Source organism: Sagittula sp. NFXS13 (assembly GCF_040148795.1).
GTDB classification, from domain to species: domain Bacteria; phylum Pseudomonadota; class Alphaproteobacteria; order Rhodobacterales; family Rhodobacteraceae; genus Sagittula; species Sagittula marina.
In genome coordinates, this window is sequence record NZ_JAGEMH010000013.1 from 95720 (window position 1) to 121199 (window position 25480).

Annotated in this window: 23 protein-coding genes and 1 riboswitch; of the genes, 8 read left to right on the forward strand and 15 right to left on the reverse strand. The window is 61.7% G+C overall.

The window, feature by feature from the left end; translation table 11 throughout:
* Positions 1-5: 5 nt before the first annotated feature.
* The 5 genes from gcvP to J4E08_RS19435 all read right to left on the reverse strand — a co-directional run bounded on the left by gcvP (position 6) and on the right by J4E08_RS19435 (position 5512).
* A complete protein-coding gene (gene gcvP / locus J4E08_RS19415) occupies positions 6-2852 on the reverse strand; it encodes an aminomethyl-transferring glycine dehydrogenase (RefSeq protein ID WP_349539889.1) in 2847 nt (948 codons plus the stop codon).
* 96 nt (positions 2853-2948) lie between these two features.
* The gene (locus J4E08_RS19420; protein ID WP_349539908.1) at positions 2949-3272 is read right to left on the reverse strand and encodes a hypothetical protein; all 324 of its coding nucleotides are present in this window, start codon (positions 3270-3272) and stop codon (positions 2949-2951) included.
* Complete coding sequence (gcvH, locus tag J4E08_RS19425) at positions 3241-3600, reverse strand: glycine cleavage system protein GcvH (protein WP_183969119.1); 360 nt, start codon at positions 3598-3600, stop codon at positions 3241-3243. The genes J4E08_RS19420 and gcvH overlap by 32 nt, the downstream gene beginning before the upstream one ends.
* A gap of 17 nt (positions 3601-3617) precedes the next feature.
* Complete coding sequence (gene gcvT / locus J4E08_RS19430) at positions 3618-4739, reverse strand: glycine cleavage system aminomethyltransferase GcvT (RefSeq protein WP_349539890.1); 1122 nt, start codon at positions 4737-4739, stop codon at positions 3618-3620.
* A 147-nt stretch (positions 4740-4886) separates the two neighbouring features.
* Positions 4887-4985: riboswitch (glycine riboswitch) on the reverse strand.
* Positions 4986-4993: 8 nt separating this feature from the next.
* The gene (locus J4E08_RS19435; protein WP_349539891.1) at positions 4994-5512 is read right to left on the reverse strand and encodes an RrF2 family transcriptional regulator; all 519 of its coding nucleotides are present in this window, start codon (positions 5510-5512) and stop codon (positions 4994-4996) included.
* A gap of 95 nt (positions 5513-5607) precedes the next feature.
* Here J4E08_RS19435 and J4E08_RS19440 point away from each other — a divergent pair, with 95 nt between their 5' ends.
* Entirely contained in the window at positions 5608-6195 is a 588-nt protein-coding gene (locus J4E08_RS19440; protein WP_349539892.1) for a gamma-glutamylcyclotransferase family protein, read from the forward strand.
* 77 nt (positions 6196-6272) lie between these two features.
* Here J4E08_RS19440 and gltX read toward each other — a convergent pair whose 3' ends face one another.
* Positions 6273-7592, reverse strand: a complete 1320-nt coding sequence (gene gltX, locus J4E08_RS19445; protein ID WP_349539893.1) for a glutamate--tRNA ligase — start codon at positions 7590-7592, stop codon at positions 6273-6275.
* Positions 7593-7736: 144 nt separating this feature from the next.
* On the opposite strand from gltX, the gene J4E08_RS19450 reads away from it, so the two are divergent.
* The 4 genes from J4E08_RS19450 to J4E08_RS19465 all read left to right on the forward strand — a co-directional run bounded on the left by J4E08_RS19450 (position 7737) and on the right by J4E08_RS19465 (position 10390).
* Complete coding sequence (locus J4E08_RS19450; RefSeq protein ID WP_349539894.1) at positions 7737-8678, forward strand: 1-phosphofructokinase family hexose kinase; 942 nt, start codon at positions 7737-7739, stop codon at positions 8676-8678.
* Between the two features lie 81 nt (positions 8679-8759).
* On the forward strand, positions 8760-9284 hold the full coding sequence (gene thpR / locus J4E08_RS19455; RefSeq protein ID WP_183969127.1) for an RNA 2',3'-cyclic phosphodiesterase: 525 nt from the start codon (positions 8760-8762) through the stop codon (positions 9282-9284).
* Positions 9285-9343: 59 nt separating this feature from the next.
* Positions 9344-9733 (forward strand): metallopeptidase family protein, encoded by a 390-nt coding sequence (locus tag J4E08_RS19460; protein WP_349539895.1) that lies wholly within the window; start codon positions 9344-9346, stop codon positions 9731-9733.
* A gap of 135 nt (positions 9734-9868) precedes the next feature.
* A complete protein-coding gene (locus J4E08_RS19465) occupies positions 9869-10390 on the forward strand; it encodes a PRC-barrel domain-containing protein (RefSeq protein WP_349539896.1) in 522 nt (173 codons plus the stop codon).
* A 54-nt stretch (positions 10391-10444) separates the two neighbouring features.
* Here J4E08_RS19465 and J4E08_RS19470 read toward each other — a convergent pair whose 3' ends face one another.
* Positions 10445-12103, reverse strand: coding sequence for an NAD+ synthase (locus J4E08_RS19470; RefSeq protein ID WP_349539897.1), 1659 nt, complete (start codon positions 12101-12103; stop codon positions 10445-10447).
* 149 nt (positions 12104-12252) lie between these two features.
* Between J4E08_RS19470 and J4E08_RS19475 the strand changes: the two genes are divergently transcribed.
* A complete protein-coding gene (locus tag J4E08_RS19475; protein WP_349539907.1) occupies positions 12253-13695 on the forward strand; it encodes an MORN repeat-containing protein in 1443 nt (480 codons plus the stop codon).
* 71 nt (positions 13696-13766) lie between these two features.
* Here the strand turns inward: J4E08_RS19475 and J4E08_RS19480 are convergent, their stop codons facing one another.
* The 7 genes from J4E08_RS19480 to J4E08_RS19510 all read right to left on the reverse strand — a co-directional run bounded on the left by J4E08_RS19480 (position 13767) and on the right by J4E08_RS19510 (position 21110).
* The gene (locus J4E08_RS19480) at positions 13767-15293 is read right to left on the reverse strand and encodes a cryptochrome/photolyase family protein (protein WP_349539898.1); all 1527 of its coding nucleotides are present in this window, start codon (positions 15291-15293) and stop codon (positions 13767-13769) included.
* On the reverse strand, positions 15287-15952 hold the full coding sequence (locus J4E08_RS19485; protein WP_349539899.1) for an SDR family NAD(P)-dependent oxidoreductase: 666 nt from the start codon (positions 15950-15952) through the stop codon (positions 15287-15289). The genes J4E08_RS19480 and J4E08_RS19485 overlap by 7 nt, the downstream gene beginning before the upstream one ends.
* Positions 15953-15983: 31 nt before the next feature.
* Positions 15984-17051, reverse strand: coding sequence for a molybdenum ABC transporter ATP-binding protein (gene modC / locus J4E08_RS19490; protein ID WP_349539900.1), 1068 nt, complete (start codon positions 17049-17051; stop codon positions 15984-15986).
* On the reverse strand, positions 17051-17740 hold the full coding sequence (gene modB / locus J4E08_RS19495; protein WP_349539901.1) for a molybdate ABC transporter permease subunit: 690 nt from the start codon (positions 17738-17740) through the stop codon (positions 17051-17053). The genes modC and modB overlap by 1 nt, the downstream gene beginning before the upstream one ends.
* A gap of 3 nt (positions 17741-17743) precedes the next feature.
* A complete protein-coding gene (modA, locus tag J4E08_RS19500; protein WP_349539902.1) occupies positions 17744-18493 on the reverse strand; it encodes a molybdate ABC transporter substrate-binding protein in 750 nt (249 codons plus the stop codon).
* 79 nt (positions 18494-18572) lie between these two features.
* On the reverse strand, positions 18573-19922 hold the full coding sequence (dgt, locus tag J4E08_RS19505; RefSeq protein WP_349539903.1) for a dGTP triphosphohydrolase: 1350 nt from the start codon (positions 19920-19922) through the stop codon (positions 18573-18575).
* A 318-nt stretch (positions 19923-20240) separates the two neighbouring features.
* Positions 20241-21110 carry a LysR family transcriptional regulator gene (locus J4E08_RS19510; protein ID WP_183969143.1) on the reverse strand — a complete coding sequence of 290 codons (870 nt, stop codon included), beginning with the start codon at positions 21108-21110 and terminating at the stop codon, positions 20241-20243.
* A gap of 103 nt (positions 21111-21213) precedes the next feature.
* Between J4E08_RS19510 and J4E08_RS19515 the strand changes: the two genes are divergently transcribed.
* Together J4E08_RS19515 and J4E08_RS19520 are read left to right on the forward strand one after the other, a co-directional pair.
* A complete protein-coding gene (locus tag J4E08_RS19515) occupies positions 21214-22773 on the forward strand; it encodes a proton-conducting transporter transmembrane domain-containing protein (protein ID WP_349539904.1) in 1560 nt (519 codons plus the stop codon).
* 16 nt (positions 22774-22789) lie between these two features.
* On the forward strand, positions 22790-25150 hold the full coding sequence (locus tag J4E08_RS19520; RefSeq protein ID WP_349539905.1) for a YbcC family protein: 2361 nt from the start codon (positions 22790-22792) through the stop codon (positions 25148-25150).
* A gap of 208 nt (positions 25151-25358) precedes the next feature.
* On the opposite strand, the gene J4E08_RS19525 is transcribed toward J4E08_RS19520, so the two are convergent.
* Positions 25359-25480: transposase (locus J4E08_RS19525; protein WP_502949301.1), on the reverse strand; the 122-nt coding region annotated here is incomplete at its 5' end.

The window sequence follows — 25480 nt, forward strand, 5'->3', positions numbered from 1 at the left end:
CGCACTTATTCCGCTGCTTCATCCATGTCCGCGTCCATTGGCGGGCAGGTGCAGATCAGATTGCGATCGCCATAGACGTTGTCCACGCGGTTCACTGGCGGCCAATATTTGTCGACACGGAAGGCCCCCGGCGGGAAGCATCCCTGCTCGCGCGTGTAGGGGCGATCCCAGTCGCGCACGAGGTCTTCCATCGTGTGGGGCGCCATTTTCAACGGGTTCTGATCGCGGTCCATATCGCCGTCTTCGATGGCGCGGATCTCTGCCCGGATGGCGAGCATGGCGTCACAGAAACGGTCCAGTTCGGCCTTGGTTTCTGATTCCGTCGGCTCAACCATCAGGGTGCCCGGTACGGGAAAGCTCATGGTTGGCGCGTGAAAACCCGCGTCCATCAAGCGTTTGGCGATGTCGTCGACCGTGACCCCGGCGGATTTTTCGAACCCGCGCACATCCAGAATGCACTCATGCGCCACCAGGCCGGTGCGGCCACGGTATAGAACGTCGAAGGCGCCCTCCAACCGCTTGGCGATGTAGTTGGCGTTCAGAATGGCGATGCGCGTGGCCTGGGTCAGTCCCTCGCCGCCCATCATCAGGCAGTAGGCCCAAGAGATCGGCAGCAACGAGGGGGAACCGAAGGCCGCCGCACTGACTGCGCCATTGCCGGAAAGCGGATCGCCCGGCAGATGCGCCGTCAGATGCGCCTTGACCCCGATCGGCCCCATGCCCGGCCCACCGCCGCCGTGCGGAATGCAGAATGTCTTGTGCAGGTTAAGGTGGCTCACATCGCCGCCGAGGTCGCCGGGGCGCGACAGGCCCACCATGGCGTTCATGTTCGCCCCGTCGATGTAGACCTGCCCGCCGTGTTCATGCGTGATGGAACAGACCTGTTTGACGGTCTCTTCGAACACGCCGTGGGTCGAGGGATAGGTGATCATGCAGGCGGCAAGCTGGTCGGTGTATTTCTCGGCCTTGGCACGGAAGTCGTCGAGGTCGATGGAACCCTTGTCATCGCATTTCACCGCGACAACTTTCCACCCGACCATTTGCGCGGAGGCCGGATTCGTGCCGTGGGCGTTGACCGGGATCAGACACACGTTGCGCTGCCCCTCGCCGCGCGCGCGCTGCCAGTCGCGGATGGTCAAGAGCCCGGCATATTCCCCCTGCGCGCCAGAGTTCGGCTGCATGGAGATCGCATCATAGCCCGTGATGGCGCAGAGCTTATCCGACAGGTCACGGATCAGCACGTCGTAGCCCTTCGCCTGATTCTTCGGCGCGTAGGGGTGGATCATGGAAAATTCGCGCCATGACACCGGCATCATTTCCACGGCGGCGTTCAGCTTCATCGTGCAGGACCCCAGCGGGATCATCGCACGGTCCAGCGCCAGATCGCGGTCGGCAAGCCGACGCATGTAGCGCATCATCTCGGTCTCGGCCCGATTCATGTGAAACACGTCGTGTTGCAGGTAGTCGGACTGCCGAATCAAAGCCTCCGGCAGACGGTACTCGGACTCCTGTGGATCATCGTTTCGGACAAGGCCAAAGGCGCGCCAGACGGCTTCGATGGTCTGGGGCCGGGTGCGTTCATCTACCGTGATACCGACCTTGGTCTTGCCGACTCTGCGCAGGTTCAGCCCTTCGCGCACGGCCGCCTGCAGGACGCCACGTTGCAGCAAGCCCACGTCGACGGTGATCGTGTCGAAGAATTTCTTTGGCTCGACAGCGAAGCCCGCCGCCTCCAGCCCTTTGGCCAGCCGCGCGGCTTTGCGGTGAATGCGTTGCGCAATGGCGCGCAGGCCCTTTGGCCCGTGGAACACCGCGTAAAACCCCGCCATGACGGCCAGCAGCGCCTGCGCCGTGCAGACGTTGGAGGTCGCCTTTTCCCGGCGGATGTGCTGTTCACGGGTTTGTAGCGCGAGGCGGTAGGCCTTGTTTCCGTGGCTGTCGATCGAGATCCCGACGATTCGGCCCGGCATGGCGCGCTTCATCTCGTCGCGGCAGGACATGTAGGCGGCGTGCGGGCCACCGTAGCCGACTGGCACACCAAACCGCTGGGTGGAGCCCACGGCGATATCCGCGCCCATCGCACCCGGTTCCTTCAGCAAGCACAGCGCCATAGGATCGGCACTGACCACGCCGATGGCCTTGGCCGCGTGCAGCGCCTCCATCTCGGACGTGAAGTCGCGCACATGGCCGTGGGTGCCGGGATATTGGAAGATCGCGCCGAAAACCTTGGTTGCGTCGAGCTCGTCCACCGGACCGACAATGACCTCGATATCCAAAGGCTCGGCGCGGGTTTTGATCACGGCGATGTTCTGAGGGTGGCAGTTCTGATCAACGAAGAAGGCGCGGGCTTTGGATTTTGCCACGCGCAGCGCCATGGTCATCGCCTCAGCGCAGGCAGTGGCCTCATCCAGCAGGGAGGCATTGGCCACAGGCAGGCCGGTCAGGTCGCAGACCATGGTCTGGTAGTTCAAGAGCGCTTCGAGACGACCTTGCGATATCTCCGGCTGATAAGGGGTGTAGGCCGTGTACCACGCTGGATTCTCCAAGATATTCCGCTGGATCGCCGGGGGTGTGACGGTGCCGTGGTAGCCTTGGCCGATGAGCGAGACGAGCACCTCGTTCTGCTGGGCCACCTGATGCATGCGGTGGATGACCTCCCGCTCTGACAGCGCCTTGCCGAAGTCGAGCTTACCCTCCCAGCGAATGTCGTCCGGCACGGTCTGGGCGATGAGGGCGTTCAGATCATCCACGCCCAGCGCGTCCAACATCTGCGCCATTTCCTCTGGTGAGGGGCCAATATGTCGACGGTTGGCGAAATCATAGGGGAGATAGTCGATCGGCTCGTAAGTCATCGTCGCAGTCCTTCCATGAGACGCCAACAGCGCAATGGCTCTGGTGTCTTCTTGGTCATGTTATCCATAGGTCGCCCGCGATTGCGGGCGCCAGTGTCAGGCTTTTGCTTTCGCCGCTTCGAGCAGCATCAACAGCGCCATGCGTGCGTCGCGCGGTCCGCCGAACCCAATTTCAGCGCCGGAGGCCGCCCAAGCATCACGCGCGTCGCCGTCAGCGGCCAAACCGGTGATGATGCCTCGCAAGGCGGCACGCTCCTCGGCGGTAAACACATCCAGCGCGGCGCCGAGCGCGGCCTCGAAGCTGTCGAACCGGTCAAAGACGCCATCCGACAGCTCCGCTCCGAGACGACGCCACAGCGCCATCTCGGGTTTGCCCAGGGCAACAGGTTCAGGAGATGAACTTTTTGTACGCCGCTTCATCCATCAACTCATCCAGCTCGGACATGTCCTCGATCTTCATCTTGAAGAACCAGGCGTCCCCTTCAGGGTCTTCGTTTACTTTGCCCGGGTCAGCGACGAGGGCCTCGTTGACCTCCACAATCTCGCCGTCCAATGGCGCAAGGATATCTGACGCCGCCTTGACCGACTCGATCACCACGACCTCGTCATCCTTGGACACCTCGCCGCCCGGATCCGGCAGTTCGACGAACACAACGTCGCCCAACTGTTCCGCTGCGTGCGCCGTGATGCCCACAACGACGAGGTCGCCGTCTATCATCAACCACTCATGTTCCTCGGTAAACTTCATGCCTGTCTCCTGTCGGCTTACCTTTTGAATCCATTGGGAACAAAGGGCAGCGAGACGACGTCGACCGCCATCCGCTTGCCGCGCACTTCGCCCCATAGCCGTGTGTCCGTGGCCGCGCTTTCCACCGCCACATAGCCCATCGCCACCGGGCCACCGACCGTCGGGCCAAACCCGCCAGACGTCACTTCGCCAACCTGCGCGCCTCCCTCGGCGGCGTCAAACAGCAAAACGCCGGCACGCATGGGCGCTCGCCCTTCGGGGCGCAGTCCGACACGTTTGCGGGCAACGCCATCGGCCAGTTGGGCCTGGACAATATCCGCGCCGATGAAACCGCCGTCGGCCCGCCGACGCTTGCCCATGGCCCATGTCAGACCCGCCTCAACCGGGCTGGTGGTGCTGTCGATATCAGACCCGTAGAGGCACAGACCGGCCTCAAGGCGCAGCGAATCGCGCGCGCCAAGGCCGATGGCTTCGACCCGATCATCGGAAAGAAGACGTTTGGCCAAGGCGTCCGCCGCCGCGTTGGGCACGGAGATTTCATAGCCGTCCTCGCCGGTGTAGCCGGAGCGGGAAACCCATGCTTCCGCCCCATCCAGTGTCACTGTGGCCACATCCATGAAACGCATGGCCCGCACCTCGGGGGCCAATTCCGCCAGCACGTCCTCGGCTGACGGCCCCTGCAAGGCGATCAAAGCGCGGTCAAGCACCTCAACCGTGATGTCCTTCGGTTCCAAAGCAGCGCGCAGCAAAGCGATATCCGCTGACTTGCAGGCCGCGTTAACCACAATGAAAAGATGATCCGCGCAACGGGCGATCATCAGGTCATCCTCGATCCCGCCCTCGGCGTTCATGAGGAAACCGTAGCGTTGCCGATCCACAGGCAGCCCGGCCACGTCAACGGGAACGAGATGCTCCAACGCGTCATCCAGACCGTCACCGCGCAACACAACCTGCCCCATATGCGACACGTCGAAAAGACCGGCGTGCGCACGCGTGTGCAGGTGCTCTTTCATGACGCCAAGGCCATATTGCACGGGCATGTCGTAGCCTGCGAAGGGCACCATCTTTGCGCCCAGCGCCCGGTGCAGACCGTTCAGAGCGGTCTCTTGCAAATCAGTGTTGGTATCGTCCTGCGCCATAAGGCCCCCGTTCGTTCGCCGGGACCCATGCACCCGGACAGTCCGGGCACCGCGATGCCCATTCTGCCCCCTCTGTCTGTCGGCCTATGGCCTGCCTGAGATCGTTATCCCTTCGGCGGGCGCTGGTGCGCCACTCTCCAGAGTCTGTACCCCTCGACGGTCCGTGGGCCTGAGCGTTTCCGGGGCGGTTGCGCCTTCGGCACTGTGCCGCCAAATCGGGCGGAACAGTTCTCCCATCGAGATTTGGCCGGACGCTAGTCCAGAAGCGTCACATTGGCAAGAGGGGGCGACGCCTGTCTGTCAACCGAGACTTCCGAAGGTGTCGCCGTCTTGCAAATGGCTTGCGGCGAGATGATCTGCAAAAGTTCACCGTTGTCACAGATCAAGGCGTCCAGCGTCACCGGATCCAGCGTTGCATAGAAAGAGTTTGCCGCATTTGTCAGCAAATCGCGCAGGCGACAGGCCTCCGTCAGCGGGCAGGTGTTGTCCACGTCGGCAAAACACTCGGCAAGCGGCACCGGCTGTTCCAGATGGCGAAAGACCTCTCCGATGACGATTTCCGATGCCGGACGGGCCAGTTCCAAACCGCCGTTCCGCCCCCTTTGGGTATGCAAAAACCCAAGTTGCGCCAACTGGTTGATAACCTGCGCCAGATGGTTCTCTGACACATTGCACACGCCGGCGATCTCGTGCTTGGTCACAAGCCGGTCTGTGTGGGCGGCACAATACATAAGCACCCGCATGGCAATATTCGTTCTCTTGGTCACTCGCATAACACAGCTCTCTGCAAATCCTGGCTCATGGTTTGTCTCAGGTTTTTGCAACCATGTGTTTGACATGCATCAATTGGGCGCTTTACGACAACGCCATGCAGCATATGTATTTCTTCGGCTATGGGTCGCTGGTCAACGCGGGCACCCACGATCACGCACCGCTTTACCCTGCACGTGCCCACGGCTGGCGCCGCGCCTGGGTCGCCGTCCCCGACCATGAGCTTTGCTTTCTCAGCGCCATAGCGGACCCGGCAAGCTACACCGACGGCGCTATCGCCCCTGTGCCTGGCACCGGCAAGGGCGGTGCGGAAGATCGCGCCTGGGCGGCACTGGATCTGCGCGAAAGTGGCTATGATCGTCACGAGCAAAGCGGAGCCATCACCCATGACAGTCCAGCCGAGATCATCGCGCTGTACGCGGTGCCGCCGGAAACCCACCTGCCCTCGAACGAGGATCACCCGGTGCTGCTCAGCTATCTCGATACGGTGATTGCAGGCTTTCTGGACATCCACGGGCCGCAGGGGGCGAAGGACTTCTTCGCCACCACCGAAGGATGGAGCGCCCCGATCCTCAACGACCGTGACCGCCCGCGCTATCCACGCACCACCGCCCTGAACCAAGAGGCGCGTGCCATCGTGGATCAAGGACTGATCGACCGCCGCAGCCGCATCCTGACCACCTGAAACGACGAGGGGCGCTCCCCTGGAACGCCCCCTTTTTTTGCTTTTCAAATACGCGATCGAGCTACGCCAAAAGCACCTCAGCCGGGGCGCTTTTGCAGCAGCTGCAGAACGGCAGCCATGTCCGGACCACGCTCCATCCCGGTGATTGCCTTGCGCAGCGGCATGAACAGGCCTTTGCCTTTGCGACCGGTTTTTTCCTTTGCCGCGTCAGTGAATGACTTCCAGGTGGTCGCATCATAGGGCGGCTCGCCAAGAAGCGGCATGGCTTCGGCGATGAAATCGCGGTCTTCGTTTGCCACCATCGGCTCTGCGCCGTCGCGGAACAGCGCCCACCACGGGCCCATGTCCTTGCGCGTGGTCAGGTTGTCGCGCACCACGGACCAGAACAGCTCTGCCTTGTCCGCTGGAACGCCCAGCGCCACGACCTCGTCCTGCACTTCCGTGAACGGCAGATCGTGCAGCTTGCGGGCGGTCAGCGGATAGAGATCCTCGGCGTCGAACTTGGTCGGGGCGGAGCCGAACTGCGACAGCTCCCAGCCCTCGGCCACCTCGTCCATGCTCATCCGCAGCTCCACCGGCTGCGAGGACCCCAGACGGGCCATGAGCGAGATCAGCGCCTCCGGCTCCACGCCGTTTTCGCGCAGATCCTTCAGGGCCAGCGTGCCAAGACGCTTGGACAGCGCCTCGCCTTGCGGGCCGGTGAGCAGCGAGAAGTGCGCAAACTCTGGCGGTGCAAAGCCCAGCGCCTCGATCATCTGGATCTGGGTTGCCGTGTTGGTCACGTGGTCGTTGCCGCGCACCACATGGGTGATGCCCATATCCGTGTCGTCCACGACAGAAGCCAGAGTATAAAGGAACTGACCGTCCGCACGGATCAACACAGGGTCCGACACCGAGGCCGCGTCGATAGACACGTCGCCCAGAATGCCGTCGTTCCATTCAATCCGTTCGTGCGCCAGCTTGAAGCGCCAGACCCCGGCGCCCCGCTCTGCGCGAAGGGTCGCCTTTTCCTCGTCCGACAGGCTCAGCGCGGCACGGTCGTAGACCGGCGGCTTGCCCATGTTGAGCTGCTTCTTGCGCTTCAGGTCCAGCTCTGTCGGCGTTTCCCATGCTTCGTAAAAGCGGCCCATCTCGCGCAGCTTGTCCGCTGCTTCGACGTAGCGGTCGAGCCGCTCGGACTGGCGCTCCACCTTGTCCCAATGAATGCCCAACCACTCGAGGTCACGCTTGATACCGTCGACGTATTCTTCTTTCGACCGCTCAGGGTCGGTGTCGTCGATGCGCAGGATGAACGTGCCCCCCGCCTTTTTGGCGATGAGGTAGTTGAACAGCGCGGCGCGCAGGTTACCGACGTGAATCCAGCCGGTGGGCGACGGGGCAAAGCGGGTTACGGTCATGATATGGGGCCTCCTGACAGAAAGCGCTGTTTTCACATTGCGCCAGAATTGTCTAGGCTGACGCGCGTCAGGCTGGGCAAATCCGACTTGTCCTCAGGGGCGCTTGTGCCAAAGTCGCGGCAAGACCTGAGCAGAGGACCGCACATGTCACAAATTCTCACTGTCACGTTGAACCCGGCTCTCGACCTTGCGACGTCGACGGCGCAGGTGTCGCCCAATCGAAAGCTGCGCTGCGGGCCTGAAAGCGCCGAGCCCGGCGGCGGCGGGGTGAATGTGGCGCGGGCCATTACGCAACTTGGCGGCGTCGCGCGACCTTTGGTGGCCCTGGGTGGACCGACAGGCGACGCTTTGGCGGCGCTGTTGGTGGACTACGGGCTGGACCCCTTGCGCGTTGGTGCCCCGGGAGAGACCCGCCACAGCTTTGCCGTCACCGACGCGGCCAGCGGGGACCAGTATCGGTTCGTTCTGAACGGCCCCATCTGGACCGAGGCGCAATTGGACAGCGTGCTGGATCAGATCGTGGCGCAGGCGCCGGAGGATGCTTTGATCGTGTTTTCCGGGTCGATGCCGCCGGGGGCGGAGCCGGGCTTCCTGCCCCGGGCCTGCACGCGCCTGGCACCACGGCGAGTGATTATCGACACGTCCGGGCCTCATCTGGATCTGCAAGCGCAAGGCGTACCGCCCGCACCTTACGTTTTGCGGATGGACAGCCACGAGGCGCGCGACCTGTCCGGGCTGCCGCTGGAGACCCGCGTCGACAGCGCCGCCTTCGCCGAGACTCTGCGCCAACGCGGCGCGGGAGAGCTGGTGATTATCGCGCGCGGGGCGGATGGCTCGGTCATGGCGACACCGGATGGCCAATGGCACACCTCCGCCGCCAACGACCGTGTGGTCTCTGCCATCGGCGCGGGGGACAGCTTTGTCGGTGGGTTCACTCTGGCCATCGCAACAGGAGAGGCCCCGCCCGAGGCCCTGCGCAGGGGGGCCGCTGCGGCGGCGGCTGCCGTCATCAGTCCGGGCACGCAGCTTTGCCGCCCGGAGGATTACGCCGAGATGCTGCCACGCACGACTCTGCTCAAACTGTAAACGGTGTGTTAACCTGCTGAGACCCCAAGGAAAGCCCTCCGGCTCTGGCGCTGGTCGGTCCTTCCGTGGCAGTGTCGCGGAATGCGCTTGTTCATTGCCCTGACCCTTCCGCCGGAAACCCGTGCCGCCCTGACTGATCTACAGGCCCAGCTGCCGATAGGTCGACCTGTGCCGGAAGAAAACCTGCACCTGACACTGGCCTTTCTTGGCGACCAACCCGAGCAAATCGCGCAAGCGCTGCATGAAGGGCTGGAAACGCTGCGCGCGCCGCAAATCCCCCTGACATTGAGCGGTGCCGCACTGTTGGGCGGACGTGACGGGCAGGTCGTTGGCTTGGAGGTCGACGGCGACGCGCCCTTGATGGAGCTGTATGATCGGGTCCGCTCACGCCTGCGCGGCGCGGGTCTGACGCTGGAGCGGCGGCGCTTTCGGCCCCACGTCACGCTGGCGCGGCTCAAGGGGGGGGCCAATGCCTCTGGCGCGCTGGCCGCGCTGGCCGGAGCACGGATGCCAACGGCGGTTTGCACAAACTTTGCACTCTTTCAGTCGCATCTGAACAGCGACGGAGCAGTGCATGAATTGCTGGGATCTTATCCCCTGGGCTGATCTGGGTATTTCACCAAGAGATGCTTTCGCTTGGCGTCCCGCCCGCATATCTGAACCCTATGACACGCACAGATCCCGATGCCTTTCGCGCCATGGCCGAAACCGCGCTGGCCGATTTGCCAGATCCCTTTCGTGCCCCTGCTGCGCAAATATTGCTGCGCGTGGAAGATTGGCCGCGTCAACATATCCTCGATGAAATGCAGATCGATGACCCGCTGGAGCTGACCGGGCTTTACGACGGTGTACCGCTGCCGTTCAAATCCGTGTCCGACCCGGCGCCCTTCCCCGATACGGTCTGGCTGTTTCGACAGCCTATCCTGCATGAATGGAAGACCCGCGGCGATGTGGACCTGCAGGATCTGGTGACGCATGTGGTGGTGCATGAAATCGCGCATCACTTTGGTTGGTCAGACGGCGATATCGCCGCCATTGACCCGTGGTGGGAATAGGACGCGGTTAACACATTCCACACCCTCAATACGGGAAAAGTTCCAGAACGATTAAAAAATATTCAGTCGAAACAAACTGGAACGACTTGCCGCTCTCCCCCGTTAGATACCCAGAAACCAACTAGGGAGCACACCATGAAAACCTTTTATGCATCCGCACTCGCACTGTCCGTAGCCGCAACCGGCGCATTCGCCGAGAGCCACTCCGCAGACGACGCGATGGCCAAGGACACCACGAAGATGGAATCCACTCAGATGGAGACCAACGGGGTGGAGACGACCGATACTGCGATGAACGACGACATGGAGTCTGACGCCAAGCTGATCCGTACCCGCGATATCACCGGCGGCAACATCTACACCATGAACGAAGCCAACGACGAAGGCTCCGCATGGGACATGACTTACGACAAAGTCGGCGCTGACTGGAACGAGATCGGCGAGATCGAAGACATCGTGCTCGACTCCAACGGTCAGATGATTGGCGTTGTGGCTGAGGTCGGCGGTTTCCTCGACATCGGTGACAAGCACGTGATGCTGGAAATGAACGACGTCAAACTGGTTCCGGTCGACGACAAGACCTACGCCATCGTGACGCGTCTGAACGAAGAGCAGCTGGAACAGCGTGAGAGCGTTGACGAAGCGCCTTGGAACTAATTCAGTTCTAGTTTGATAGAGGAAGGGGCCTTTATGGCCCCTTTTTCTTTGCGTTCAGCCTTCGTCGCGCCAACGGTTTACAATGGGATAACGGCGATCCAGCCAGAAGGCGCGCGGCGTCAGGCGGGCACCGGGTGCGGATTGGTATCTCTTGTATTCGCTGATGTAGAGCAGGTGCTGCACTCGCTGCGCATCTTCACGCGAGTATCCGGCATCTACGCAATCCGCGACAGAGCCGTCCTGATCCACAAGAATATCGAGAATCGCATCAAGCACAGGGTAGTCGGGCAGCGAGTCGCTGTCCTTCTGGTCTTCACGCAATTCGGCGCTAGGCGGTTTGGTGATGATCCGGTCGGGAATGACCTCACCCTCGGGGGCATTCATCCATGCGCGGTGATTGGCGTTTCGCCAGCGGCACGTCTCGAACACACGGGTTTTGTAGAGATCCTTGATCGGATTATAGCCGCCTGCCATATCACCGTAGATCGTGGCATAACCCACTGCGACCTCGGATTTGTTGCCGGTGGTCAGCAGCATTTCCCCAAACTTGTTCGACAGCGCCATGAGCAGCAGCCCCCGCAGGCGGCTTTGGATATTCTCCTCCGCAAGATCGGGCTGCGTGCCCTCGAACAGTGGGGCAAGCGTGTTGGTAATCGCATCGCGTCCTTCGGTGATCGGCACGAAATCATAGCGGACCCCCAGCGCCTCGGCGCAGCCTTTGGCATCTTCCAGCGAATGATCCGACGTGTATTCCGAGGGCAGCATGACGCAGCGCACGTTGTCCGCGCCCAGCGCATCAGTGGCAATCGTTGCCACCAAGGCGGAGTCGATGCCGCCCGACATGCCCAGCAGCACCTTGCCAAATCCGGTCTTGCCGCAATAATCGCGCAAGGATTCGACCATGACGCGGTAATCCTGCTCCCAAGCGTCGGGGTGTTTGTCAAAGCGGCCCGGCTCTGCAACCCAGCCGTTGTCGCCTCGGGTAAATTCCACTGTTTCAACCACTTCGTCGAAAACGGGGAACTGCACCGCCGGCGCGCCGTGGGCGTTCAGGACAAAGGAACCACCGTCGAACACCTGATCGTCCTGCCCACCCACCATGTTGAGGTAGGCCAACGGCAAGCTGCTTTCGATCACCCGGGCGACCATCTTGTTCAGGCGGGTTTCGTACTTATTGCGGAAATAGGGGGAGCCATTGGGCACCACCAGGATCTCCGCACCCGATTCCTCCATCGCCTCGACCACGTCCGGATACCAGGCATCTTCGCAGATCGGCATCCCGAGACGGACACCGTTGACCGAGACCGGCCCTTGCATCTGATCGCGGGAAAACAGGCGCACCTCGTCGAAGACGTTGAAATTGGGCAGGAAAAACTTGTGAGTGATGGAGGCAACCTTGCCATCCTGCAGCACGTAGTAGGAATTGTGCAGCTTCGTTCCTTCGGGACATGGACCGCCGATGGCCAGCGCAGGGCCGTCGGCACAGTCGCGCGCCAGTGCCTCGATCGTCGCAACCGCGTCGTTGATGAAGGCGGGCTTCATCACCAGATCCTGCGTCTGGTAGCCCGTGATGAACATCTCTGGCAGCGCCACAAGGTCGGCCCCGGCCTCGCGCCCCTGCGCCCAGGCGGCACGCGCTTTTTCAGCGTTGCCCCTGAGATCACCCACAGTGGGGTTCAGCTGCGCCATGGTCAGGCGGAAACGATCGGTCATCGCGCGTCCTTTCAACTTTGCCCTCCACATAGCAGACCAGAGGGCGGATGAAAGCCGCCCGCAAAGTCATGGCCAAAACGGCGTTGCCCCGTGTCGCCCCCTCCTTTACCAATTCCCTACCGGAACACCCGCTGGGAGGGCGGCAGCTCATGAAGACCAAGGCCATTCTCACCCTGATCGCGACGCTCGCCACAACACCTGTGGCGTTTGCGCAGGACGGCGATGTCGTGACCAAGGAATATGACGACGGCGGCGTCTACGAAGGCACCTTTCAGGACGGGTTGCAGCACGGCCAGGGCACTTACCGCCTGCCCAATGGCTACGAATACGATGGCGCATGGGTTGAGGGCGAGATCCGCGGCCAAGGCGTGGCACGCTTTCCGAACGGATCAGTGTACCAAGGCACCTTTGCCAAGGGAAAGCCGGAGGGCGCGGGCCGCATCACCTTTGCCGACGGTGGCACCTACGAAGGGTCTTGGCTGGACGGAAAGATCACCGGACAAGGTGTCGCGACCTATGCCAATGGCGTGCGCTACGAGGGGTCCTTCCGCAACGCGCTGCACCACGGCAAGGGCGTGATGACCGCGCCCAACGGCTACGTCTATGACGGCCAGTGGGTGAACGGTGTGAAAGAAGGCAATGCCGACATCAACTACCCCGATGGTTCGGTCTACGAGGGGCGCGTGGCCAATGGCGAGCGCGACGGCATGGGCAAGCTCACCATGACCGACGGGCTAGTCTACGAGGGCACATGGCGCGACGGTCAGATCGACGGACGCGGCAAGCTGACCCAACCCAACGGCGATATTTACGAGGGCGATCTGGTCGATGGCCGCCGCGAGGGTCTGGGCAAAGTCACCTACAAGAACGGCGACACCTACGAGGGCGCGTTCAACAACGACCAGCGGCACGGCGTTGGCACCTTTAGCGGGCAGGACGGCTATCAATACACCGGCGACTGGGTGTCCGGTCAGATCGAAGGTCAGGGTAAAGTCACCTATCCTGATGGATCAGTCTACGAGGGTGAATTCCAGGGCGACCTGGCGAACGGCACGGGCAAGATCACCTATCCTGATGGCGCGACGTACGAGGGCACCTGGATCGATGGTGTGATCGACGGTCAGGGCCGCGCGACCTACCCCAATGGCCTGGTTTACGAGGGCGATTTCATCAACGCGCGCAATGAAGGCCAGGGCGTTATGACATACCCGGACGGCTACCGTTACGAAGGCGCATGGCAGGACGGTGAACGCCACGGCACCGGCACGGCAACCTACCCCGACGGGACGGTGTACGAGGGGCAGTTCCGCGATGGGCTGCGTCATGGGCAAGGCACAATCGTCATGCCATCGGGCTTCCGCTACGAAGGCGGCTGGTCCAACGGCGAGATCAACGGCAAGGGCGTGGCAACCTACGCCAATGGCGATGTCTACGAGGGCGACTTTGTCGACGGCAAGCGACAGGGCGAAGGCACCATGCGCTACGCCTCTGGGGAACAGGCCACGGGGGAGTGGATCGGCGGCGCGCTGACCCGAAACTCGACGACGACCCCTGCCCCGGATGAGGCGCCCGAGGTTCCGACGGATCAGTAACGGGTCGATTGATGGTCCAAGGCGTTGCCCACTGATCTGAGCTGCATTGCCCTAGACGGGTCGGCAATCTGTTAGACCGTTTGGCCGTTGTCCATGCTTTTCAGGAATGCGTTGGCGCGGTCCAATATTCGACCGCGCTTATCCTCTGCCATACGGTCCCACGTGCGGTACATGTTCCCCATGCGGCCATTGTCCGAGAACCGGTCGCGGTGCCGATCGAGGAAATGCCAATATAGCAGGTTGAAGGGGCAGGCGTCGTCCTCTCCATCCTTCGCATTGACGTTGTAACTGCACTTGCCGCAGTGATCCGACATCTTCTTGATGTAGTTTCCGGACGAGACATAGGGCTTTGACGCGATCACGCCGCCGTCCGCGAACTGGCTCATGCCGATGGTGTTGGGCGCTTCCACCCACTCGAAGGCATCAATGTAGACGCTCAGATACCATTCATGCACCTGATGCGGGTCAATCCCGGCCAACAGGGCGAAATTGCCCGTGACCATGAGGCGCTGAATGTGATGGGCATACCCTTCGGTGCGGGTCTGATCGACCGCTTGGCCCACGCAGCGCATCCGCGTCTCGCCGCCCCAGTAAAACCACGGCAGGTCCCGGGAATGCCGCAGACCATTGCGCTGGGTGTAATCCGGCCCCTCGTGGAAATAGATGCCACGCACATACTCCCGCCAGCCGATGATCTGGCGGATGAATCCTTCGGCGGCGTTGATCGGCGCGTCCCCATTTTTCCAAGCCTGCTCGACCGCTTGGCAGACTTCCAGCGGATCAAGCAGGCCGATGTTGATGTAAGCAGACAGATGCGCGTGCCAGAGAAAGGCCTCCCCCTCCATCATCGCATCCTGATAGTCACCGAATTTCGGCAGCGCGGATTTGACGAAATGCGCAAGCGCACGGCGGGCTTGCGCCTGATCCGTGGCGAGGGTGAAAGGTCGAAGTTCTCCGAAATTTTCACCGAACCTCGCCTCGACCAGATCCAAGACCTCCTCAACCGTCTCATCCGGCGTGAATTGCATCGGGGCTGTATCCACCTCGCCAGAGGCCGGTTTGCGGTTGTCGTGATCGTAGTTCCACTGATCGCCAGCGGGCTGATCACCGTCCATCATCAAATCGGTCTTGCGCCGCATGTCGCGGTAAAAATACTCCATACGCAGGGCTTTGCGACCCGTGGCCCACTCATTGAAATCCCGGTGCGTGGCGATGAAACGATCATCCTCCACCTGCTGCACCTTGAGCGGACAGTGGTTCAAAGCGTCGATCAACCGCCATTCGCCGGGTTCGGTGGCGATGACATCGCTGGCGCTGAACTGCTCTGCACGACGCAGCAACTCTCCACAGATGCTGCCGGAATTGTCGGTGTCGTCGAGTTCAGTATAGGCGACCTGCCAACCGTCATCCCTCAAGCGCGTCGCGAATTTGCGCATCGCTGCGAAGATCAGCGCGATCTTCTTGGGGTGGTGGCCAACATAGGTCGTCTCATCCGCGACCTCGGCCATCACCACCACATCCCGCGATTTATCAGCGGCTTTCAACGCCGCCACGCGGTCGGACAGCTGGTCCCCAAGGACGAGGACAAGGTTCACCACGGAATGTCCTTTCCCGCGTAATCGAGGAAGCGACCACTGTCCCGTGACGTCAGGCCGCCGATCACATCCAACAGGCGTTCCGCCGCGACGTCGGGTGTGACCGTTGCATGGCGGTCCTGATAGCCCTTGGTGAAGTCCGTTTCCACCGTGCCGGGGTGCAGGCAGATGCAGCATAGGCCTTTGTATTTACGCCCTAATTCTACCGACGCCCCGTGAATAAATTGGTTCACGCCCGCCTTTGCTGCCCGATATCCGTACCAGCCGCCCAACCGGTTGTCGCCGATAGAGCCGACCCGCGCTGACAGAACCGCAAAGACCGATGGATCGTGTCGTGGCAGCAGGCGGCGGGCGTGTTTCAGGATCAGGAGCGGTCCGATCGCGTTGACCGCATATTGGTCAGCCAAGGCCCGTGCATCCACAGCGTCCAACGATTTTTCCGGCGCTGCGCCGTTGATCCGCAGCGCACCTGTGGCGACAAAGATCAGGTCAAATGTCCCCTCCAGATGACCCAATGCCTCGGCCACGCTGTCCTCGGAGGTGATGTCCAGCCCGTCAACGGAGCGTGACAGGCCTACGGTCTCTATATCTCGGGCCTCAAGCGCCTGCGCCAAGGCTGCGCCAATGCCGCCGGACGACCCTATGATCAATGCGCGTTTCATCATGCGCCAGTTAGGGGGAGCGCGACGGGGTTCAACCCCGGCCGATGTCCTCCGGCGCAATGGCCACAGTCTTGACCACCGCATGGCACGATACGCCCTCCGTCAATCCAAGCGCCTGGGCAGAGCGTTGCGTGACCCGGGCGAGCACCCGACCGGCGGGCGTGCGCAAGGCCACCAGCGCGCCGGGGCCATCCCCTGAGCGGATGCTATCCACATGACCCGGAAGGATATTCAGCGCGGACAAACCTTCGGGACGCGACCGAGACAGAATGACCTCCTGCGCCGCGATACGAATGCGCACGACGTCACCGACTGACGAGGAGACGCGCGGCAGAAACAACGGCACGCCACTGGCATCCAGTTCAGTCAGTCCGTCATCGTGATGGCGGGCAACCCGCGCTTCGAGCACGGCACCGACGCCGCGGATGCCTGCTGGCACCAGAGCAGGGTCGCCCAAAACGTCGCGCGCCGTGCCTTGACGCAGCACGCGCCCCTCGTCGAGAACGACGACTTGCGTTGCAAGACGGGCGACCTCTGCCGGCGAATGGGTGACGTAAAGGATCGGGATGTCCCGATCCCTGAGCATTTCGAAATACGGAAGAATGTCGCCCTTTCGCGCCTCGTCCAGCGCGGCAAGCGGTTCGTCGGCAAGGATCACGCCAGGATTCGCCAAAAGCGCCCGACCGATGGCCACGCGCTGCTGTTCACCGCCAGATAGGCCTGCGGGCCGGCGGTGTATAAGATCACCTATGCCCAGCATGTCCACCACATCGGACAGCTCGCCTGTGCCTCCGCGCCTTTGCCCGTAAAGTAAATTTTGACGCACTGTCAGATGTGGAAACAGACGACCTTCCTGAAATATAACTCCAAGCCCGCGTTTGTGAGGCGGCAGCCAGATGTTGCGGTCGGTGTCCCCCAGCACGCGGTCCTGGAGAACGATCCGCCCCTTGTCTGGACGTAACAGGCCCGCGACCGCCTTGATCACGCTGCTTTTCCCGGAGCCGGAACGGCCAAAAAGCACTGTCAGGCCGGGTGGTAAATGCAGCTCGACGTCCAGCGCAAAGTCGCCAAAACGGTGAGACAGCGCGATCTCCAGCATCACGCGCCAACCCGCGCGGCAATCTTGCGCGACACCCATTCAGACAGCATCAGCGCCGTCATGGCCACCACCACGGACACAACGACCAGCCGCAGCGCAGAGGATTCGCCACCCGGCACCTGCAGAAACGCGTAGATCGCGGACGGCAGCGTTTGTGTTTGGCCCGGAATGTTGGAAACGAAGGTGATCGTGGCCCCGAATTCTCCCATCGCCTTGGCAAACGCAAGAATCGCGCCGGTCAGAACGCCCGGCAGGATCAAAGGGAGGGTGATGGTGCAAAAGACCCAAGCGCGGGACGCCCCAAGCGTGGCTGCGGCTTCTTCAAGTTTGGGGTCAACCGCCTCAATGGACAGACGCATGGCCCGCACCATCAAAGGGAAGCCCATGATAGCCGCAGCCAAGGCCGCGCCGGTCCAACGGAACGCCAGCGGCAGGCCAATGGTGTCGAGCAGTTGCCCCACCGGAGCCCGCGGACTGAAGGTCATCAACAACAGATAGCCTGTTACAACCGGCGGCAGGATCAGGGGCAAATGCACCAGACCGTTCAGGACCTGTCGCCCGGGAAACCGCCAACGGGCCAAGGCGTAGGCGCAGAGCATCCCAAATGGCAGCGAGGACAGCATGGCCCAGAACGACACCTTTAACGACAGGGCTACGGCGGCCCATTCCTGCGGCCCGAGCCAGCTCATCAGTCAGTCATCCAGAACACGGAAGCCATTGGATTCGAAAAGGGTTTTGGCTTCAGGCGTTTTCAGAAATGACACGAAAGGCAAGGCCTCCTGTGCTTGTCCATCCAGTGCGGCCATCGGGTAGATGATGGGGGGATGGCTGTCGGACGGAAAACTGGCGCGTGCATAGACCCTCGGTTCTGCCTGCGCATCGGTGGCGTACACGATCCCAAACGGTGCGGCGCCCAGCGCGACCAAAGCCAGTGCCGCCCGCACATTATCAGTCTGCGCAACCTGCGGCGCGACGCTGTCCCACAGCGTCAGATGCTCCAACGCTGCTTTGCCATAGATGCCGGCGGGCACTGCATCCACCAGCGCCATGGCCAGTTTGCCGCCGTCCAAGAGTCCCACCAGATCCGTTTCCGGTCCGAGAATTACAGGGTCACCGGGCGTGCCAGAGACCAGGACCAACGCATTGCCCAGCAAATCGGTGCGCGTGCCCTCGGCCAGCAGTCCCGCGTCCTCCAGACTGTCCATCCAGCCCACGTTTGCCGACAGGAATACATCCGCCGGAGCCCCCTGCTGGATCTGTCGCGCCAGCGCCGACGATCCGGCGTAGCTGACCACGACCTCGTCGGCGGTCTCTCGTTCGTAGGCCGCGATGACCTCGTCCAAGGCTGTGCGAAGGGAGGCCGCGGCAAAGACCGTCACCTCGCGCGCGGCCAAGGGCGTGGCGAGACTGAGAGCAACAAGAGAGGCGACGATGCGTTTCATATCAAAGGTGTCGCATGTGGGCAGACACATCGCCAGATGAAAATCACCGGCAGAACCGGATGTTTCAGCTATGGGACGGTTACGTTCCGGATAGCATTCGCGACATCCTCAGCGCATATCGATCTGTCATGCCAGAAGTGAAATCAGCCAAAGCGTGCAAGGCGCTTTCGGGATCGGTCACGTCGCGCAGGTCCAATTTCAAAGCCCGCACAAGGTGGTTCGAGTGCTCTGACAGATGTTCTGTGTTCCAATTCGAAGACGCAAGATCCTCGTACACCGGAAGAATGCCGGACATGACATTTGCTATGATACGACGACCAGAAATCTCCAGCTCGGTCTTGCGCGTGGCCGTAAAGATCCGCTCTCGCGCCGTACGTTTGATCCCGGCAAATACCTCGCTCAAACGGCTTGCGCCGACCAGATCGTCCGAAAATCTGCCTGACATGATGTCGGCGTAATTGTTTTGAAATGCTGCGGCGCAGGCGTCGATTGCTGCCCCTATGGCGCGGGCGCGCAGATAGGCGATCTGTTCTTCTTCTGTCATGTCCGCGCGCTGTTGCACATGCGCGCCGATCACATCGGCCAATAGATCACGGACAGTCTGGAACGGCAGTTCACCCGTGGTGAAGGCATCTTCCAGATCTACGATATTGTACGTGATGTCGTCGGCGGCCTCGACCAGAAACACCAAGGGGTGGCGGGCCCAAGCCGGTGCGGAATCCGCCCCGATCTGCGACAGACCAAGCCCCTCCGCCACGTTGGAGAATATTGCCAACTCATTGTTGAAAATACCGAACTTTTTCAGGCCAACGTAATTTTTGCTGCCGAGAAGCGCCTTTTGGTCCGCTGCCGTGACCGGGTATTTGGTAAAGGCTCCGAGGACCGCCTTCGACAAACGCATTCCACCGTCGTTGCGGTACATTTCCAGCCGCGTCAGAATGCGAAACCCCTGTGCGTTGCCCTCGAACGCGGTGAATTGGTGCCGAAGCTCTTTTGGGAGGTCCGCGCAGAGGCCACGCTCTCTGGCGAAGACCTCCGCAAACCAGGCGCCCATGGACTCCTCACCGGAATGTCCGAAGGGCGGATTGCCTATGTCATGCGCAACACAAGCGGCCTGAACGATGTCTGGCAGATCTTGCGCCTGGGCACCGGTCACGTGACCGGTTTCTTCGAGCCAGTCGCTTACTCTCATAGCGAGTGATCGACCTACGCTGCCAACCTCGATTGAATGGATCAGTCGATGATGCACGTGATCGTGGGCATAGAGCGGCTGAACCTGTGTTTTGTTCGCCAACCGACGGAACGGGGCGGAGAACACGATGCGGTCGTGATCTTGAAGAAAGATCGAGCGACTCCGGCGGGGAATGTAGTCGTCATCACCCAGCCGTTGCGCGTTTAGCAGGGCGTCCCACGTCATGTATGTGGTCATATTTTCTCCGCACCGAATTGAGTAACTGTCTGCTGCGCACCATAGACCGATCCAGGTCCGTGTACGCGCTGTTTTCGCCGATTTCTATTGCCTCACAGGGCGTCGATTGAGACGTTAAAACCCATGCTGCCGCCCGCGACAACCATGGCAAGTCACGCACGCAGGATTGGCAGGTTAAAGTGCAAGGTACGGAGAAAACAGACCAAAACGCGATCCCAATGACGCCAAGGAAGACGTCGGACTCCACGTCGTTGCCGTAGATGTGCGCACCTTAGGGGTCCCGATATCTTGCGGACTATCAAGCCGGAGTGAGATGCCTCACCCCAGCAGTTCCGCAACAAGTGGATTGGGAAACCGCCGGTCAAGCGTCACGACAAAGAAGGCCTCGACGATACCGTCCAGTTGCGCGGCCTCGGTCAGCAGACCATCCGCCAACTCGTCCTGTACAACAATTGGCGGGATCACGGCGAGGCCAGCATCCTCTCGTGTCAGCAGACGCAGCATCGCCATATCGTCAGCCTCTGCCGCGACCTGTGGCGACACGCCAAGTCGCGACAGCAACCCGTCGAACGCTGTGCGAATGGCGGTTTCGGGCGTCGGCAGGATCAGAGGCTCGGACGCCAAGAGGTCGGCCAACGCGCGCGGGGGCCGACCCACGCGGTCTGCTGTGCCGATCAGGCTGACGGGTTGTTCCGAGAGCCGCTGCACAATGTACCGGCTGGCGGCATCGCGGGCGGGGGCGAGGTTGGTCAGGACCATATCGAGCGCCATGCCTTCAAGACCGCGCAAGAGGTCAGTCTGGCGCCCCGAGCGCAGCACAACCTCTACGTCACGGCGGCCGATAAAGGGGCGCAAAAGCTGCATCTGAAAGTTCCGCGACAGGGTGGCAAGAGCCCCGACCCGCAACGCCCGTCTTCCGCCACCGCTTTCACGCAACGTGGCGCTGAGATCTTCGGCCGTCCGAAATATAGCCTCCGCATGGTCGAGCGCGATCCGGCCCGCCTCCGTCAGCAGCAATCTGCGACCACGGCGTTCAAAAAGATCGTGCCCGAGAGACACCTCGAGCGTCTTGATCTGTGTGGACAGGGCCGATTGCGACAGGTTCAAAGTGCGCGCCGCGCCGGTCAGCGTTCCGTCGTGGGCGACAGCGCGAAAGAGGCGCAAATGGTGCAGGTTGAGACTCGACATAGTTCTATTTTATAGAACGATTCTGAATATTATTAGTATTTTTTTTATTTAATCAGCGCCGCTATTCCGGCTCGGGAGACCTGACCCGAAACGGAGTTGCGCGATGTTGCCTGTTCTGACGATCCTTCTTCTTGCTCCACTGGCGCTTATGACTGCGGCCGGTGTCTATGCCCTGCGTCCGGGCGGTTGGCCGCAACGGCGCAGTCATCTGTCAGAAGGCGCCGCGCTTGTTGCGGTGCTGTTCGCCGTCGCGGCAGTTTTGATGCTTTTGGACCGGGGCCCCGTTACGCTGGAGGCCCCCTTTGCCACATGGCTTGCGCTGCGGCTCGATTCAGTCAGCGCGACCATGATGCTTCTGGTTGCGTTCATCGGCTGGGTGGTGATGCGGTACGCGCGACCTTACCTGGACGGCGAACCGCGCGAAGCGGCGTTTCACGGTCTGATGCTGGTCACGCTGGCGGCGGTGCTGCTTCTGGCGCTGGCAGGCAGCTTTGCCGTGCTTGTAACTGCTTTCGGTTTGATCGGACTAAGCCTTCGGGCACTGCTGCTGTTCTATGGAAACCGCCCGGAAGCCAGACGGGCAGCAAACAAATTCACATTGGTCTGGGGCCTGGGCGATGCGGCGTTGATCGGAGCGGCCTGCGTTTTCTGGCTGGACCAAGGGAGCCTGAACTTTACGGACATCACGGCAAGCGCGCATGACGGGCTGTCCTTTGCGGGCAAGACCGGCTTGGCTCTGTTGATCCTCGCCGCAGTACTGAAGACGGCCACGTTCCCAATGCATGGGTGGCTGACCGAGGTGATGGAGGCGCCGACGCCGGTATCTGCTCTGCTGCATGCGGGGATCATCAATTCCGGTGGCATCGTCCTGATCCGCATGGCTGAGGTCGTACAGGCCAGCCCCGGAAGCATGGCCGCACTCGTGATGATCGGCGGTCTCACCGCCCTGTTCGGTGCGGTGGTTATGCTGACCCAAAGTGCGGTCAAGACGGCACTTGCCTGGTCCACGATCAGTCAGATGGGATTCATGCTGTTGCAATGTGGCCTGGGGCTCTGGACGCTCGCGCTGCTGCATATTGTGGCGCACTCGCTCTACAAGGCCCATGCTTTCCTGAGTTCAGGCTCTGCCGTGCAATTGGTCGCGGCCGTGCGCAAACCAGGCCCCGTGGCCGTGCCCGACCTGAAGGCAGTGGCGCGGGCCTTTGCGATTGCGCTCGTTCTCTACGCCATTGTGGCAAGTGGGTTCATTGCACTGATCGGTCCGAAATCAGAACAGGCGCTGGCACTTGGCGTGATCCTGGTCTTCGGCGTGGCCTACCTGGTCGCACAGGGATTGGCGGATGCCGCCCCGGCAGCGCTGACCCAGCGAACGACGTTGGCCTCCGTAGCCACCGCGCTGGGGTATTTCACATTCCAACTGATCGCAGGTGGTCTTTGGGGCGCGCAACTGCCCGCGCCGCCCGCTCCCGGAGCGCTGGAGTGGGCCATGATCGTGCTCGCCTTGGTGTCCTTCGGACTGGTGGCATTCGCGCAATCCCTGTTCCCACTCTGGGCGCATCACCCTTCGATGGCCGGGCTGCGGGTGCATATCGCTAACGGGCTTTACCTGAATACGCTCCTCGACCGGCTGATCGGCGGGCTGCGCGCGCAGAAAACGACTTGATACAAGGAAGAAACCGATGTTCCTCAAGCACACTCAAATCGAACCTGAGCGGGCCAATGGTCTGCTGCAAGCTGCCGAAGCTGCCGCGCGCCACGTGCCGCCCGCCTTTCCACTGGACGCGACTGTCGCGGTCAACCCGTTTCTGGGTCAGGCCGGCGAGGATCTTGCCCACGCCTCCGCGCGGCTGGCAAGAGTGGCGGGCGCGCGGCTGACATTGCCGCGGGAAACTTACAGGCAGCTGATCGACGACGGCGAGATCACGGATGAGGACCTGGCAGACGCACTGGACGATTGTACTTCGTCGCTGAAGCCCGTGGACCTTGCAGACCTCAAGGCGCAGGCGCGGCTGCCCGGGAAACCAACGGAGCCGCTGCCGACGATTGCTGATCTTGCGACACAGGCCACTGGCACGGATTGGACTGCTGTGATCAGGCGCAGCGTGGGGCTGTGGGCCGCCGGGAACTTTGACCGGGGGCAGGCATTGTGGACACCTGCACCGGGGCGCGGCGCATTTGCGTCCTGGAGGGAGTGGGCCACAAATGACCTGACGCCGGAGATCAGCGGGTTGCGCGGGTTCTGCGCCCATGTGGCAGAAGCGCCGGACACATCAGAGCGCGCCATCCTGCGCGCGACAGAGACGCTGACGCTGAACGAAGCCGCTGCGGAAACTGTGTTTCACCGGTACTATACAGACCTCGGCGGCTGGGCGCAGCACGCACGCTGGTTGCTATGGACCGCCGAACTGGACGGACAGACAGATCGCACGCTGTGCGATCTTCTGGCGATCAGGATGCTCTGGGAAGAAGCACTGTTACGCCACGTGCCTGAACTCGCGGACGCGTGGTCGAAAGTTGTGGCATCTCACGAAATGCTAATCACGCCTGATCAGGACTGCGTCGTGGACGTCATACTGCAAGAGGCGCGCGAGCGCGGGTTTCAAAGGTGCATGGCGATAGATCTCGAAATCCCTGCGCGCAAACAGAAACGTCCAAAGTTTCAGGTGGCCTGCTGCATTGATGTGCGCGCGGGGCCACTGCGCCGTGCGCTGGAAGACATTGATCCAGACATCGAGACGATCGGCTTTGCCGGGTTCTTTGGCCTGCCGGTGGCACACCGGAGCCACGGCACCGAGGAGGTCGCCCTTCATCTGCCGGTGCTTTTGCAACCGACCCAGCAAACATCGAGCCATCTGGCACCAGTACAAGAGCAGCGGGTGCGCATCCAGTCCAGAACCATGCGTGCCTGGGCGCGGTTTCGGCAGGCCGCGGTGTCCTCTTTCGCCTTTGTTGAGGCTGCAGGGCCAGTCTACGGCGCCAAGCTGGTTCGGGATGCCCTCGGGTTGGGGCACAAGGCGGCAACCGCTGCGCCGGCCCCCCGTTTTGAGGTCGAGATGTCGGCCGAGGAGAAAGCCGGTCTGGCTGCGAAGGTTCTGACCGCGATGAGCCTGACGCAAGGCCATGCACCAATGGTGCTGCTGTTGGGTCACGGGGCATCGACGACCAACAATCCGCATGAGAGTGCCTATCAGTGTGGCGCCTGTGGCGGGCAGGCAGGGGATGTGTCGGCACGCCTTCTGGCTGCGCTTTTGAACGACACCGAAACCCGCGCCGGCCTGCAGGGGCATGGAATCGAGGTCCCCGCGGACACTGTTTTCGTGGCTGGGCTACACGACACCACCACTGACCGTGTCGCGCTATATCCGGACGGACTCGGGAAAGCCCATGAAGGGACCTTGGCCAAGGCGCGCGAATTGCTGTCCCGGGCGGGCCGCGAGGTGGCGGCGGGGCGCGCCAAACGCCTGCCCGGCGCACGGCCCGATACGGTCGACCGGCGCGCGCTGGACTGGGCGGAGGTGAGACCGGAATGGGGGCTGGCGGGCTGTGCCGCGTTCATTGCAGCGCCCCGGACGCAAGTCGCCAAAGAGCGGCTCGACGGGCGGTGCTTCTTGCACAGCTATGACTGGACCACCGATGCCGATTTTGAGACCCTGACGCTTATCCTGACCGCGCCTGCCGTCGTGGCAAGCTGGATCAGTCTGCAGTATTACGGCTCTACGGTTGCGCCCGATCTCTTTGGAGCAGGCAATAAACTGATCCATAATGTGACAAGCGGCATCGGTGTCGTGGAGGGGAACGGTGGTATTCTGCGGCCGGGTCTGCCGCGGCAAGCACTCTATGATAGCGTCCGGTCGATACACGACCCGCTTCGGCTATCGGTCCTGGTCGAGGCACCGGAAGAGGCCATTCAGACAGTTCTAGATGCTCATGACGATGTTCGTGCGCTTTTTGAAAATCGGTGGATGCATCTTTTTGCTTTGAAGGACGGGCACGTCAGCGCGCGTTACAAACCGGGCAAAGGATGGGTAGCGGCCCGGTGACCGCCGCCGCCTACCGGAAGACTGAAAGACATTGGCTGAAAAAGGAAATCGCGTTTGCCGACCGGTTTGATCGCTTCCGCGCACATCTTGGGCCTGCCCCCTCTGCGGGTATCGTTGGTGCTCCGGTTCCGGATTTCCTCCGCGAACTGGATCCCGTTATCCATTGCCCGGCAAAGGTATTCGCAGCAATACTCCCTAGGGTGTGGACTCATAACCAATAGATGATGGTCGCAGCGAGAGCGATTGCGGACAAGAAGACCTTTGGGCACCTGTCGTACCGGGTCGCGACCCTTCTCCAATCCTTCAACCTGCCGAACATGATCTCGATTC